The following is a 14988-nucleotide window of genomic DNA, read 5'->3' as shown; positions in this document are numbered from 1 at the left end:
TCCATGACAAATACCTATTTATCGATAAATTTAATATAGTCAGCCGGGACACAGCCCTTGATCAAGCACTCTCCATCACGCGTGGCGTTCCGCAAATCTACCTCTGCCCTCGTCAATGAAGTCTCATTTTTCGTGGACGTAGCAGTAAATAAATCCGTCCCAAATCCGTCCCCTTTTTGGTCCCCTTTTCGCCTCCGATAAAAAACATAAAACCATTAAAGATTGAAATCGTGGTCTGACCTCGCTGTTCCTTGGCCCCGTCTTTCACTTTTCCAATAATCAGCTAGCCGCACGCCGATCAATCAGAGCCTTAATATACTTCAGCCTCTCCAAGATAAAATCAGAAAAGCTTGATGCCAACACATCAACCCCATCCAACTCAGAACTAATCTCTACGACACGCCAATTATTCGTTGCGTCGAAAGCATATAGCACATCACTCGAGTTACCACCGAATACGTACATACCCTCATAGCCTGCTATTTCCCGGCCACATATATTCGAGTATTTCTCCGGACCATCATCAAGGTGAAATGCCGCGTCTAGTTCACCAAAGCCAAATTCCGTGAGAAATTCTAGATAGTCATTTGGAGCCTGCTGACGATCTGATTCATCAACATTGCTTAACGCAGCATTAGCGCCTGTTATATGGTAGCCGTAATTACCTTCATAATCCTCAGAGGACGTTACAATCTCAATCAATGACTTTAACTCTTCTTTATTCTTCATGATTATTTACCAAATATTTTTTCCGCTGGTCCTTGAGCCCTATGAATACCACCCTGGTGCTCCACGCCTCTCACTGCATGTGTGATATTCCACCACTCCGCCTTACCGCCAAACTTATTCTCAATAACATGATGGGCGTCGTAATTTCTAGTAGCCTCCTTTCCATATTTATCAACATACGTTTCTTTTGGCCAACTCTCACCTGTATTCTTTTCCCACTCTCTTCGCAGACTTGGCAACTTACTATCAAACTCAGCCCTATTCAACTTTACTTCTTCTTTAGACAGGCGCGAGTAAGAATTTTCTTGAAGATCAGCTTTCAAAAGCTCCAATTGTTGAGGGGTAAACTGCCTACCCGTCAAACTTTGGATGTCCGTAAGATACGACTTTGCGTCCTTGGCCAACTGAGTGCTCAGAAGTCCTGTCGCGGACTCACCATTTTGAGCAGCGCTTCCGGCAGTACTTGCAGTTGCTTTTGCACCATCACCTACAACCGCACCGTCCTTCTTAACCCCCGAAACCAGAACCGAAGCCCCAGTCCCCTCCAGGTACTTCCCTGCCCCCTTGAGCAACGCAATTTCCAACGCCGCTTTGGCCGCTTCAGTCCCATAGTCGCGAAGCGGGTTCACGTCACCAGGATAGGTAGCACTGTCAAAAGACGCGAGAACCTTACTTCCTTGAGTGTAATCGTAGGGAGCAAACAACTGCCCCGTGGCCTGCCATCCATCAACAAAGGAGGCCGCGCCACCCAACCCCGAGAACGCAGGTATAGCGCAGCCGACCCCGGTCACACAAGCCGGCGTGGTGAGTATCGCACCACCGAACCCGGCAGCAGCTCCTATTGCCCCGAGTACCGCACGGCTGGCCCGTGCTGACTGTTTGAGATCCTTATCGTTGAGCAGCAGGTCGTCATTGACCTGATCCCATTTCGAGTATTCGTCAAATGCGCCAGTGGCGAAAAATGCACTCTGAGCATCCTTGAAACCTTTCCCATCAGTTTCAAGCGCTTTGATCGCCTGATAGTTCGGGTCATCCACCGGTACCGAGGCGGCGCAATGAACCCTCAAAGAGGTGAATCAGCAAAGCGTCAGTCAAACCATTGATGCGATGGTGCATAATAGTGGCGCGATATTAGATGGCCATTATTCTGGCGTCAATGAATGGTTGGATCCAGAAAGCGTAATTGACGAGCGGAAACACCTAAACCGAACGGTTCCGGCGCAATAGCGGGAAATGTCTTGACGTGATGTCGAACGCTTCTGGAACAGGTAGAACGGCAAACGGGCGACCTATGGGTCGCCCGTTTCCTATGGTTCATACTGATAAATCTGAGAGTTAGCCCACCATTTTAGAATGGGTGGATGTCCACGTTTTCATCCCAAAAAATCATCGATCAAGTTTGATCAATTCCAAATACTCACCAAATTCCGGAAACGCCTCATAGTTTCTCAAGGGGTCAAAATTTGAATGGGCTTCTTCAAGTTTATGCGGATAGAAATGTTCTTTTCTAATAACCAGCTCACCGGACGGTTGAAAAACATAGGTAGTGCCCTCCTCGACTTTATCACTCCCTTCCAGAAAATCGCGATGAGTGACCATTGACAGAAACAGCTTTCCGTCCGCCTCCTTCTGGAATTGATAGGTCAGGTACTCGCGTAACATTGCATCCAGAAAGCCGACGCCGATCATGCGCTTGTCGATCAGCAACTCTACAAAACACGCAGGTTTGGAAGCCGATCCAATGAGCGCGGTATAGGGCAGCCCCGAAACATGCCTGGAGCGTGCCACGGTGTCGTCACACGGTTCAATGGCAGTTTTTTTTAATCGAAACCAGGACTTGCAATAATGAACTTCAGGCTTCATCAGTAGACCTTCCCGTTTGGAGAAAAGGGGACAGATTTATTTTCTGGACAAGCCAAATAAATAAATCCGCCCCCTTTTCTCATTCCAATGCTATCTCAACACCCCTACCACATCTAATCTTCGATACAACTTCCCTCAGGCAAAAACAAATAGGCCGTTAACCAACAGGTAGCCATCGATGCGACGAACAGTATCAAAACCTCAATAACATAGTCTGAGTACTGAGCCCCTTTGATATTCTGCACCACATTCGAAATAAACAACAATACCCACAACGTTGTTATACAACCTCCAAAAAAAGAAACCACTATACAGTTACGCGGTGTTTTCTTGACTTTAATTAATGCAATCGCCAATGCGTAACCCAGAAACGGCAATAAGAAAGCTAATTGTATGAGAAGGGGGGTTAAAAACGGCATTAACACTAATTCAGCGCCCCTCACCGAACCCAACAATTTTGGATTATTCACCAGCTCGGCGAGCACTGCTACTGTTCTGATAATTCCGGCAATGAATCCAAGTACTAGCGGACAAAGAAAAAAAGCCAGAAAAACTTTACGACGAGGATAAATTATTCCACTCATGGCGCACAACCTTGACTCTTAGAGTACCCCAGTAATTTACAACCAAATTCCACCCGAGACTTATAGTCCAAAATAGACACCCCACCATTGGCACCAACAATGGAATCGGGCCAAATTGAAGTATCAGTAGCTAGCCTTCCAACATTCTGAAAAATATTGTGCCCCTCCAGAAATCTTTCGTGAATTGACTGCAGCAACGATTGCTCGGTCTTTAATTGATTTATATCCCCGAATAAAAAGGGGACAGATTTATTTTCTGGACATGTCTAGTCCTGAAACAGGTGTAAGCCTATTTCAGGACTAGACACCTCTTCATCGACAAGCCAAACAAATAAATAAATCCCCTTTTTTCCCACAAAGCAATTGTTTACCATGACCGCAACCGCCCCGTTTTTATCCATTGCGAACCAAGTAATCAGCTCTCCAAACCCGGGCCTCCAATACTTATTCAGTGTCATCAATTCTTCTCCAGCCAGACAACTTTGCAGTTCGGACAGGTATCCCCCCCTGAACTGTCCCTTTTGCCCCCTAGCTTATCTCGCGCCGTGCGTAAATAAACCCGCTAAGGGGGGGCAAGTCTCTTTGAAGATCCGATGTGTATATGCATTCAACATCAACCTTAGATAGACGCACTTCTGTTATTGCGGCCTCTAGATTCGTTATCACGATTTCCGCGCTTTCTCTATCAAAGTCGGTCGGTTCACGATCAAGATAATAACGGATCAATAGTTCACTGCCTTCACTATACCCGACAGCTATAGCCCTTATATTTTGATAAATTTCGCCAAGCAATGCAATCCGAAAACATGCTACTAGCCAGTCGGGCAAACCAGTTACAAAAATCATTTTTGTTTCCTCGCGTCGGGCACAATGTGAGCACCGCTTTTACCATAGTGAACTTGCCCTCTTGTAACAGCCTGACCAGTTCTCCCATCAACACCAATTGGGCGCCCAAACTCCACAATCGGATTTCCGCGCGCGCCTGTTTCAACGATTGCGTACTTGCCATTGTGAACTCCTGCCAGAAGTTCGGCTGGATCTATACCATCATTAAAATAGCTACGCCCCTCAATGAAATTATTATTTCCTCGCATATGTTTTCCTTGCTGCCCCATATGGATATTCATTGGAAGATCGTTGGGAACGGGTAGCTTGTTTAATGCTATCTCAGTTACTTTTGCACCCACCGTAGTCCTATCAAATACCTCTCCCACCTCTTTTACAAGGGTACTGCCTGTATTGGGATTCACCACAGGAAGCTCGCCAATGCCCGAAGCATTCGGCAAACGCGTACTCGAAACCCTAACACTAGCGACTCCCAGAGCCCCCACCACTATGTTTCCTGCTGCGTTCCAAAGATCACCATTAAACGCCTGATCCGCACCATAACCCGCCTGGAGCACACCATTGGCCGCTGCCGCGATGCGTATGCCAGCCCCTAATGAACCAGTAAGGCCGTATAGCGCAGGATTACCGAGGTTCGAAAGACCCTGTTGCTCGTTGTTAATCCGCAAATAGCCCTGGGCATCTTTATAGACCAGCTCGTTTTCACTTTTTGATCTGACCCAGGCCAACTGATCGAACAAGCCTCCCGCTTGTGCTCGCAATGCGTCGGCGAAGGCGTTTTTTGCATCGGTGGTCCCGGCATAGGGGTAAACGCCAACGGAATCAGGACCGTTCTGGATCAAGGCATTCGCAAGGCTACGAGCTACATCTTCACCGTATTTGAGCGCCATATCGTATGTGTAAACCTGCACATACGCATTTAGCTCCGCGAGTTCCATGGCCGAGAGCGAGCTTTTGTCCAGTCGATACTTTGCAAGAAGGTTGTCGCTTCGTTGATCAGCACCCTCCAGTTCCACCAGTTGCCTGGCTGCGCCAATTCCATTTGTTTCCTTGAACTCTTCACGCGCTTGATCACGTTTGGCTTCGGCGTGATCGCCCAGGAAGTTGTACTGCGTTGCATTCGCCGCCACCGCAGCACCAACCCCAACATCCCCACCCGAAGCCGCCGCACCCAGCACACCGACAACTTGCGAAAGCGCGAGGAGGTTGGCCTGGGCCTGGTTGTATTCCGCAGAGCCCGGGACGAGGTTTGAGGGTAGAAGTTTGTCACCCAGAAATCCGACCAGTATTTCGTTGGCGCCACCCGCCAACGCTCCGGTGCGGAAATCACCGCCCATCGCTTCAGCCAGCAAACCACCCAAGCCCGCATGCAAGAGGATTTTTGCCAAACCGCCCTCTGAGAGGGGCAGATCGCCAATCTCCCCCGCACCGACAGCGCCACCAATACTTGCAGCCACGCTGACAGCCGAACTGGCCAGATTGTCCTTCAGGCTTCCGCCGTAGACAGCCGTTTTGATCAGAGCATCGGCGGTGACCTTGATCGCCACAATCTGCATGCTCTTGGCATCCAGCCCCAATGCGCCCGGATTGTAATTGAGCCCTTGCATCACGCCGGCTGTCGCGGCGGCTGTCACATAGCCTTTGATACTGTCTTTCGAAGTAACGTCTTTGACGACCTTCCCAAGGTTGCCTCGGTTGTCGATGGTGCTGACGGTAGCCTTTGTCGCCGCACTCACCGCGACCGCCTGCAACATCGTGTTCATGCCAGCCATCATTGGCCCCATGACGGCAGCCAACGCTATCGCGATGATGATCTGCGAAGCTGGGCCTAGTCCCGAGTTGCTGTATTTGAACGACTCATGGATTTCTTTGACCTGCCTCCAGTCCACATCGCCCCGCGCTTCGGCTTGCTTCAGCCAGGCCAGTTGCGGATCGGCTTTGACCATCGCATCAATGGTTTGACTGACGCTTTGCTGATTCACCTCTTTGAGGTCGATTTGCAGACCTTCCACAGCCTTGATCGTGATGTTGCCTTTGGCAATCATCTGGGTCTGGCGCAGTGTCTCGTCGGTATTGCCCTTGCCTTTCGATGAGGTCCAGAAAGCATCGCCATCGCTCTTGGTATGACTTTCATCATGCAGGTCTTTCACCCCTTCAAAAACAATCGCCCCACCACTGTCCAGCGTGATGTCCTTGCCACTCTCCAGCTTCGCCACCTGATAACGCTGATCGCCCTCGCTGATCAGCGTCAGGTTGCCACCGGTCTTGATCTCACTGCCCACATGGGTGATCTGCGTGACTTCATCACGCTGGGTTTTCTCGGCGCCCCAGCCTCCCTTCTCCTTCATGTCATACAGCGTGTAATCCTTGTTCTGCGCCGCCAGCAGATTCAGGTCATTACCCGCATACACATACGCCTCGTTCCCCGCGCTGATCTTGCTCGCGATCAGCGTGGTATCGCGTCCTGAGCGGGTCACCACATTGCCGCCTGCAATGAACTCGGCCGCTTTCTGAACGGTGTGGTTGTCCTCTTCGTGGATGCGCTTTTTGCCGTCCTTGCTGCGGGTTTCGACGTTGTGTTCGTCGCCGGCAGAGGCCAGGTTTAGGTCGCGCCCGGCGTCGGCGGTGAGGTTGCCTTCGGCCTTGGCGGTGCTGGCGATGACGTTGATGTCGCGGCCAGCGTCGAGGGTGAGGTTGCCGCCGGCGGTGACGCTGGACGCCAGGTTTTCCACGGTGGTGGTGATGGTGGAGCGATGGCCGCCATCTTCCATCTCGTGGATTTCGCTTTCGTTGCGTGTGGCCAGCAGGTTGAGGTCGCGGGTGGCGCTCAGGCTGGCGTCGCCGCCGCTGCTGATGGCCGATGAGTTGGTCAGGTCGCGGCCAGATTTGATGCTCAGCGTGTCGCGGGCGCTGATGCTGCCGCCGTCATCGACCAGGGTGCGCATGCCGGAGCCTTCGCCCACGGCGATGGCGGTGCGGTCATTGACGATGTCGCCCCTGAGGGTGGTGAGGCTGACCTGGTTGCCGCGAATTTCGCCGGCCAGGGCGTTGCGAATGCTGTCCGTGGCCATGAGGCTCAAGCGTTCATTGGCTTCGACCAGACCGCCCTGATAGAGGCTGCCTTTGACGTCGGCGGACAGGTCGTGGGTGCCGCGCAGGGTGCCGACGTTGACCAGGTCATTGCCGGCGATCAGGGTCAGGTCGCGGCCCTGGATCAGGCTGCCGCCGCGCACGTTGCGCGATTCGGCTTGCGCCAGATACAGCACCGGCACCAGCACTTTCTGACCATCGACGATGCGCTCTTCCATCCACACGATGTCGTGGGTCAGGGCCGCGACTTGTTCGGAAGTCAGCCTCACACCCACGGACAGGTTCAACGCGGTTTTGCTGGTGAGGGCGTTGTCCATGAGATAACGGAACTGCTCGTTATCGTCGTTCAGCCCGTTGGCGAGAAAGCGTTGGCCGGTCTGGGCCAGCACCGCATCGCTGATCAAACGCGATTCATAACGACCGTCACCGAGACGGCGCGCGGCGTCATCGGCGCTGAAGTTGAGCTTGCCCAACAGATAATCGGAACTCATGAACGCCGCGGACTGGGTCAGCTCCGGGTTGGTTTCGATCAGGTAACGGCTTTGCGGATTGCGATTCTGCACGAACATGCCGTACGGCCCTTGGGGCAGTCGGAAGGTCGAAGACGCCGTCGGGTCCACAGCGGCAAACGGCACACCCCGGAAGTCCACCGGGACGAAGCTGACTTGCTTCACACCTTCGGCATCCACACGTTCGATGCGCGTGACGTCCTTGGGCACCTGGGCGCTGGCGTCGGTGCTGCGTTTGCCCAGGTTGATGTTGATACCGCCGACCGAGGCGGTCTGGTCGCTGCTCAGCGAACCGGTCAGTTGGTCGTAGGTGTTCTCGTAAAGCGTGCCGTTCTGGATGTTGTTGGTGACGTTCAGTCTGACGCTGCCACCGGCTTGCAATACGGCCGCGTAGACGGTGTTGCCGTTTTCATTCCAGGCGGTGACGTCGCTCATCACACTGAATCGATCGTCGGTCGAACGGTCGCTCAGTTCCTTGAAACGCACTTCATCGAAATTGCCGGCCGCGGTCGCCGCGTTGAACGCCGGAACATCGATGTACTCCATCTTGTCCCAGAGGCTGTTGTCGATACGGCCGGGGGTACCGATGATCACGACGCGGCGACCCGAGCGCGACGCGGCTCCCTGGTTGAGCAGGTTGTCGGCGGTCAGGTCGAGGTTGCCGTTAGCCGCCATCAGGCTGTAACGGTTTTCGACCTGATTGGCGTGGACGGTGAAGTTTTTGCCAGCCACCAACCGCGAAGCGCGAGAGTCCTTGAGTACGGTGTCGTTGAACTCGGTGATGATGGTGATCTTGCCGCGTTTCCAGCCATCGCTACCATCGCAATGCTGGCCGCAATTCCAATCCAGGCTGCCGGAAGATTGCCCGGACGTCAGTTCGAATTCGGATTTGGCGTTCACCAGCGACGCGACGTTAATGTCGATGTCGCCTTCGCTTTCGATAGTGGCCGACAGGTTGCTGAACGAGGCCGCACGGCCGCCGTTCAGGGCACTGAAGGTCAGGTTGCCGCGGCTGTAGATATCGCCGAAATAGTTGCTCAGGCTGTTGCCGTGCAGTTCCATCGCGCCGCCGCTGAACAACAGGGTATCGGCGCCGTTACTGATGCCGTTGGCCGCGTAGAAGGTGACCTTGCCTTGAGCGCCGAGGGTGCCTTTGTTATCGATCCGGGCCGCCGTCACCGTCAGGTTTTGATTGGCGATCAGGCGACCAAGGTTGTCGAGGGTGCCGCGCAGGTTCAGTTCGGTGTCGCCGCCACTGACCAGACGCCCGTCGCGCTGGATCAGGTCATTGGCGCCGATGGTCAGTTTTTGCTTGGCCGAGATACGACCACTGTTGACCAGATTGCCGCCCAGGGCCAACGACAGGTTGCCGTCGCTGAGCAGTTCACCGGCGTTGTTCAGGTTGGCGACATTCAGGCTCAGCGCCGAAGCGCTGGCGATACGCTCACCGGCATTGAGAGCCAGGTCTTGCGCGCTGGTGTAGTTCAGGCCACCGTTGAGTTGCCAGGTGCCCACTCCATTGACGGAGCCAATGTCCCAACTGCCATTGCCCAGACCGGTGAGGCTGCCCTGGCTGCCAGTCAGGTTATTCAGGTCGAGGTCGAATAGCCCCTGCGCTGCGTGACGTACGCTGCCACTGAGGTTATTGAGCTGAACACCGCTGAGGATCAGGTCCTTGCTGCCGATCTCGATGACGCCGTTCTGGTTGTTCAGGTTGCCGGTCAGTTTGATCTGACTCGACGCACCACCGAGCGCACGGACCTGGCCGCCGGCACTGTTATTCAACTGGCCGCTGATGAGGTTCAGGCCGGTGGCCGACTCGATCAACCCACCCTGGTTGAGAATCTGGCTGACAGCTTCAAGCCCCAGCCGCGTACCGCTGATCTCACCGCCTGCGTTGTCCAGGCTTGAACCATCGAAGATGACCTGGTCTTTGGCGAACAACTTGCCAGCATGGTTAGTCAGGCGAGTGACCGTCAATTCCAGGTCGCCCAGCAGACTGGAAATCAGCCCGGCCTTGCCGCTGACGGCACTGTTGTCGAGGTCGGCGGCGGTGATCTCCAGACTGTCGGCCTGAAGGGTCCCACCCTGGTTCAGCAGGCTGCCCTGGCCCAGTGCCAATTCCCCGTGGCTGCCGTTGGCAACAATCACACCTTGCTGGTTTTGCAGGCTGGTGCCGACTATTTTCAGGCCATCGCTGCCCGCGATGATCTGGCCTTCGTTGCGGTTGTCGACGGCCGTGCTGCTGATGTCCAGGCGCTTGCCGCGCAGGGTACCGCCACGGTTGTCGAGTTGGGTGAGTTGTTCGAGCAGCAGACGCTGATCGCCGGCGTCGACCACGCCGGTGACGTTGTTGAACACGCCGGCGACTTTCAGTTCGACAGTGCCATCGCTGCTGACGATGCCGCCCTTGTCATTGTTGCTCAGTTGCCCCGTGGTGACGTCGATGGTTTTACCGAGCAGGACACCGGCACTGTTGTCGACCGTGTCACTCTCGATCTGCAGACCGGCTTCGCTTTGAATCCGGCCCTTGAGGTTGAGCAACTGCGACTGACCGGGGGCCGTCTGTTTGAGGATCAACCGCGCGCCGTCAACGCCCGCCGCCAGAAGGCCGTTATCGCTGTTGTCGAGGCTGGCGGCTTGCAGGTCCAGGCGATCGCCCATGATCCGCCCGCCACGGTTGTCGATGCGCCCGCCTTCGGCTACCAGCAGCAATTGCTGACCGGCCACGACACCTGCACGGTTGTCGATGCTCGCGGCCTGAATCTCCACGTCCCCGTGGGTGGCCTGCAATCGGCCCAGGGCACTGTTCAAATGCTGAGTGACGATCAGCGTGAGCTTGCCGACTTCGGCGCTCAAGGTGCCGTTGGTGTTCTGCGTGAGATTGTCGAGCGTTGTATGGACGGTGCCGCCTAGCAGCTTGCCGTCGGTGTTATTCAGGTCATGGCCAACGAGTCTGAGGCTTGTGTTGCCCTGGATCAGTCCCTGAGTGTTGTCCAGATCCTGGGTACCCAGAACGCTGTCTTCGGACGAGATCGTGCCTTGGGTGTTGTCGAGTTTGCCGCGGCTGGTCAGCTCGAGGGTTTTGCCCGTCAGGCTGGCGTTGCGGTTGTTGATGCTCTGGGCGGTGATGGTCAGTTGGCTCGAGGCCTGCACCTTACCGTCATGGTTATCGAGGTCTTCGTCGAGGGTCAGGTTCAGCGCACCGTCCTCGGCGCTGATCACGCCTTTTTGGCTGTTATCCAGGCGGGTGGCGTTGACGGTCACTTTATCGGCGGCCAGCGTGCCGCCCTGATTGAGCAGTTCGCCGCCGGACAACGACAGGGCTGTCTGAGCCTGGATTTTGCCTTTGCCGTTGTCCAGACGCTCACTGGCGGTGACCTTGGCGTTGGTCTGATTGGCCGCGATCAAACCGTTGGCGTTATCAAGCTGACGGGTGACGAGGTCCAGACGTCCGGCAATCATTTTGCCGTCGCCGTTCTTCAACTCCCGGGCGTTGAGCGTCAGGCTGCCGCCGGCGATTTCAATGCGGCCCTGGCGGTTGTCCAGGCTGTCGAGGGTCAGGGTCGCAGCCTGGCCATCGGCGAAGCGGATCAGACCGTTGAGGTTGACAATGGCCGGGGCGTTGAACGCCAGATTCGCCTCGCCATAAATACGCGCGTTGACGCCCTGGTTGACCAGGCGCAGGGCCGTCAGGATGACGTTCTGCCCTTGCAGGATGCCGCTCTGGTTATCAAGCAGCGCACCCGCTTTTACATCGACAGTGCGGCTGGCCAACAAGCTGCCGCTGTTGCTCAAGCCTTGACTGTTGATCGTCAGGTCGCCGCTGGCATTGCGGCTGTTATCGGCATTGACGCCAGCCTCGATCACGCCTTGGTTGGTGAGCTTACCCTGGCTGGTGATATTGACGCTGTCCCTGGCCGCCAGGCTTTGTCGGTTGACCAGGTCTTCAGCGGTTTGCACGGTTATTTGCGTGCCGGCATAGACCGTTCCCTGAGCATCGAGACTCTTGGCTTTGATGTCCACCGCATTGCTGGCAGTGGTTTTGGCCAGGCTCAGATGGCCATTGGCATCGAGCTGGATATCACCCGCGCTGGCGGCCAATTCACCGGCCAGTTTCACCCCGACGCCAGCCTCGGTGCCCACCAGTCTGATCGCCCCGGCGTACATGCCGCCGAGCGCCGAGGAGTCGATGGCCAGTTGCGGTTTGGCGCTGCCGTCATCGGCACGGGCGGTGGCGTTGAGGGTGTCGGCGTTGACGTCATTGCGCCCGGTGGTGATGTTCAGCCGTTTGGCATTGATCTGTGCATTGATCTGCGCACTGCGGGTGATGATCTCGAAGCTGTCGACTGTGGACGCATCCAAACCTTTGCCGTCGAAAGAGACGCTGCCCTGATCGACCTGGAAGCGATCCAGCCGACCGTTGTCCAGCACCGGTTTGCCGGTGGTCAACGTGACGCGCGGAGTGTTGATGAAACCGCAGCCGTTGCAGCTGATGCCGTAGGGGTTGGCGACGATCACCCGCGCCGACTGCCCCGCCACTTCGGTGTAGCCGCGCAACTGGCTGGGGCTGCCGCCGACCACTTCGTTGAGTATCGTCTGCGCCGCGCCGCTGTTTTTCAGGTGCGGGTTGCCAATGATGATCCCGCCCAACTGCGTCGCACCGGTCTGGTTGTTGACGTTGTTGAGGATTACGCCTTGGGTACCGACGTTGTAATCATGGAACTGGTTATGCGACAGGCCGCTGCCATTGGGTGTGGCGATGTTGATGATCGGCACCCCGTTGCCGGCTTGATCCAGCGTGGTGCCTGGTGTGCTGACGACGATGCCGTCGGCCTGGGCCCATATCGGTTGCCAGAACATGACGTTGGCCAACAGGAACGCCAACCCGCGCTTGGGCATACCCCAGAAGTGTTCACGTTTTTTTACGGCAGCAACGGGTTGGCTGGCCAGAAAGGCCAGTTGGCGAACGTCCATGATCAAATCTCGTTTAAAGCAGAATTTAGAGGAAGAAATCCACGCGGAAATAGATCGGCGCTTCACGCTCGGTCAGGGTGTCCGGGCGTTCCAGGGAATGGGCAAAGGTCACGCTGGCGGCCAGATGCTGACCACGGGCAAACAACTCCACGGAGTTGCTGGACATGCGCCCGTGCTGATCGCCGTTGTAGCGGTCGCCACGGATCACGCCCTGGTCGTAACCGAGGCTGGTGCCGTATTCGGCGAACACCGGGCGTAGCCATTCCAGGGTCACCGGCCGGGTCCAGCGCAGGTCGTTGCGCCAGTAACCACCACTGTCGCCGGACAAGGATTGGTCCTTGTAGCCACGGATCGACGACTGCCCGCCGAGGCTGGTACGCTGCGGGCTGAACAGCACGTCTTCGCTGCGCTGGCCGGTCATCAGGCTGGTGAAACTGAACGACTCGCCCCACAGCTTGAACGGCTGCAAATAGCTCGCGGTGGCGGTGTATTTGCGATAGCGCGCATTCGGTTCGCCGGGGCCCGGGTGACCGTTGCCCTGCGCATCGAACGCGCCGATGCCTTGTTGCATGCCGAGGTCGATGTTGACGAACGCGCTGCCGACTAGCCGACCGTGGTTGATACCGAACTGCGCTTCGCTGATGCGGTTGCTGCTCAGCTTGAGCTTGCTGTCTTCGATGAAGTTGTTGGTGCGCAGGTAAGAGAGGCCGGTGTTGAGGGAGGTCTTGCTCACAGCATCGCGGTGGATCACCCGCTCGGCGCGCAACTGATGGTTTTGGCTGTCGCCGGTCTGCTTGAAGTTGAACAGGTTGGCTTGAGCCTGCGAGCGGTACTCACTCTGGCTGTAGGTGTAGCTGAAGTCCCACCAGCCCCACGGCAGGTTGTAATAGAGCATCGCGTTGTTGGAGGTGTGCTGGTGATCGGTCATCGCATCGTGACCGCCGCGCAACATCAACTGATCCGCCAAACCCAGCGGGCTGTCCCAATCAAACGTCGTCCCCCACTGCTGCTCGCCGGTGCTGCGCTGGCCGTCATTACTGCGGGACAAGCCGGCACGCCAGGGCTTTTGCGGGGTGTTCTTGACCAGCACTTCGCTGCCGCCGACGTTCTTGCCCGGCGCCAGTTCCATCTGCGCCTGATTCGATGGTAAACGGTTGAGCTGATCGACCAGTTGCTCGATTTCCCGCAGGTTGACCAACTCGCCAGTCTTGCCGGGGAAAGCCATGCCCAACTCGCGGTCCGACAGCTTGCTGCCCTCGGCGCCTTTCAACCCTTCGAGCTTGCCTTCGACCACCAGCACCTTCAGATGCCCGCCGGACAAGTCCTGCTGCGGCAAGTAGGCACGACTGGTGACCAGGCCTTTTTCGATGTAGTGGTCGGTGATGACTTTCAGCAGTTCGTTGAGCTGGGTGACGCCCAGGCACTGACCGATGTACGGCTTGAGCAGACGACTTTTTTCGCTCTCGGAGAGACTGTCGGCGCCTTTGAGTTCGATGTCCTTGATGGGGAAACAACGGGTGTCAGCGGGTGCCGTCGGTGGCGTGGGCTTGACTTCCTTGCCGGGTAATTCCTTGAGTTCTTCGAGACGCCGACGCTGCTCTTCGAGCAAGCGATCCTGGCGTTCGCGGATCAGATCGGTGTCACCGGGGGTGGGGGCGGCATTAGCAAGATTAAGCGGAGAAAGGCACAGCAAAGCCAGGCACAACCTCGCCACGAGGGCGGGTGGGTACATGTTCGATCCCTCGAATGAAGACTGATAGCACAACAATGGCGCGATATTAGGTGGCCATTATTCTGGCGTCAATAATTGATTGGATCCAGAAAGCGTAATTGATGAGCGGAAACAGCTGAATCGGACGGTTCCGGCGCAATAGCAGGAAATTTCTTGAAGTGATGTCGAAACGTCAGCAACCGGTAAGGCTTTTCCGAGGACTGCTCTGCGGGGCTGATCACGAATGAACTTTCACAACCACGCGGCCTCAACCGATTAACCGCCCGAAACGGAACCGAGGCCCAACCTATGAAAACCCTGCTGAAACTCACCTTCGCCGCCACTCTCGCCTGCGCCCTCCCCGCTTGGGCTTGCCCACCCGAAGAAGCCACTATCAAACGCGAACAATTGGCCAAGGAAGTCGCGAAGATTACGGAGCAAAATCCGGCCAAGGCCAAGGAGATAAACGACGAGTTGCAGAGGATGGACCTGGAGACGGCCAGCAAGGATTTGCCGGACAAGTGTCAGTTGATTGATCAGCGTCTCAAGGAGTTGCAGTCGGCGGAGAAAAAGGCCGTGAGTTGACGACAAGGTCAAAGGATCGCAGCCTTCGGCAGTTCCTGCACGGGGTTGAGCGTGCAGCTGTAGGAGCTGACGAAGGCTGCGATGTTTTGACGAA

General features: G+C 55.9%; 8 protein-coding genes. 1 reads left to right on the top strand and 7 read right to left on the bottom strand.

The annotated features are described in order from the left end of the window. Positions 1-279: 279 nt before the first annotated feature. The 7 genes from BLW70_RS12485 to BLW70_RS12445 all read right to left on the bottom strand — a co-directional run bounded on the left by BLW70_RS12485 (position 280) and on the right by BLW70_RS12445 (position 14330). On the bottom strand, positions 280-729 hold the full coding sequence (locus BLW70_RS12485; protein ID WP_074874352.1) for an SMI1/KNR4 family protein: 450 nt from the start codon (positions 727-729) through the stop codon (positions 280-282). Positions 730-731: 2 nt separating this feature from the next. Beyond that, the gene (locus tag BLW70_RS31050) at positions 732-1766 is read right to left on the bottom strand and encodes a hypothetical protein (protein ID WP_235864997.1); all 1035 of its coding nucleotides are present in this window, start codon (positions 1764-1766) and stop codon (positions 732-734) included. A 349-nt stretch (positions 1767-2115) separates the two neighbouring features. Continuing rightward, the gene (locus tag BLW70_RS12475; protein ID WP_074874350.1) at positions 2116-2592 is read right to left on the bottom strand and encodes a lytic transglycosylase; all 477 of its coding nucleotides are present in this window, start codon (positions 2590-2592) and stop codon (positions 2116-2118) included. Between the two features lie 113 nt (positions 2593-2705). Then, the gene (locus BLW70_RS12470) at positions 2706-3176 is read right to left on the bottom strand and encodes a hypothetical protein (RefSeq protein ID WP_083383366.1); all 471 of its coding nucleotides are present in this window, start codon (positions 3174-3176) and stop codon (positions 2706-2708) included. Positions 3177-3704: 528 nt separating this feature from the next. Further along, a complete protein-coding gene (locus BLW70_RS12460) occupies positions 3705-4022 on the bottom strand; it encodes a MafI2 family immunity protein (protein WP_074874347.1) in 318 nt (105 codons plus the stop codon). Beyond that, complete coding sequence (locus BLW70_RS12450) at positions 4019-12598, bottom strand: two-partner secretion domain-containing protein (RefSeq protein WP_083383365.1); 8580 nt, start codon at positions 12596-12598, stop codon at positions 4019-4021. Before BLW70_RS12450 ends, BLW70_RS12460 begins: the two co-directional genes overlap by 4 nt. 25 nt (positions 12599-12623) lie before the next feature. Continuing rightward, positions 12624-14330 carry a ShlB/FhaC/HecB family hemolysin secretion/activation protein gene (locus BLW70_RS12445; RefSeq protein WP_074874345.1) on the bottom strand — a complete coding sequence of 569 codons (1707 nt, stop codon included), beginning with the start codon at positions 14328-14330 and terminating at the stop codon, positions 12624-12626. A 288-nt stretch (positions 14331-14618) separates the two neighbouring features. Between BLW70_RS12445 and BLW70_RS12440 the strand changes: the two genes are divergently transcribed. Then, entirely contained in the window at positions 14619-14894 is a 276-nt protein-coding gene (locus BLW70_RS12440) for a hypothetical protein (protein WP_074874343.1), read from the top strand. Positions 14895-14988: the final 94 nt, after the last annotated feature.

It is taken from the genome of Pseudomonas frederiksbergensis, from assembly GCF_900105495.1.
Classification (GTDB): domain Bacteria; phylum Pseudomonadota; class Gammaproteobacteria; order Pseudomonadales; family Pseudomonadaceae; genus Aquipseudomonas; species Aquipseudomonas frederiksbergensis.
Note: the sequence above shows the minus strand (reverse complement) of the source record. Positions and strands in the feature narration are given on the sequence as shown.

Coding starts and splice junctions, on each gene's coding strand:
- BLW70_RS12440 (WP_074874343.1), top strand. CDS start 14,619: ATGAAAACCCTGCTGAAACTCACCTTCGCCGCCACTCTCGCCTGCGCC.
- BLW70_RS12445 (WP_074874345.1), bottom strand. CDS start 14,330: ATGTACCCACCCGCCCTCGTGGCGAGGTTGTGCCTGGCTTTGCTGTGC.
- BLW70_RS12470 (WP_083383366.1), bottom strand. CDS start 3,176: ATGAGTGGAATAATTTATCCTCGTCGTAAAGTTTTTCTGGCTTTTTTT.
- BLW70_RS12485 (WP_074874352.1), bottom strand. CDS start 729: ATGAAGAATAAAGAAGAGTTAAAGTCATTGATTGAGATTGTAACGTCC.
- BLW70_RS12450 (WP_083383365.1), bottom strand. CDS start 12,598: ATGGACGTTCGCCAACTGGCCTTTCTGGCCAGCCAACCCGTTGCTGCC.
- BLW70_RS12475 (WP_074874350.1), bottom strand. CDS start 2,592: ATGAAGCCTGAAGTTCATTATTGCAAGTCCTGGTTTCGATTAAAAAAA.
- BLW70_RS12460 (WP_074874347.1), bottom strand. CDS start 4,022: ATGATTTTTGTAACTGGTTTGCCCGACTGGCTAGTAGCATGTTTTCGG.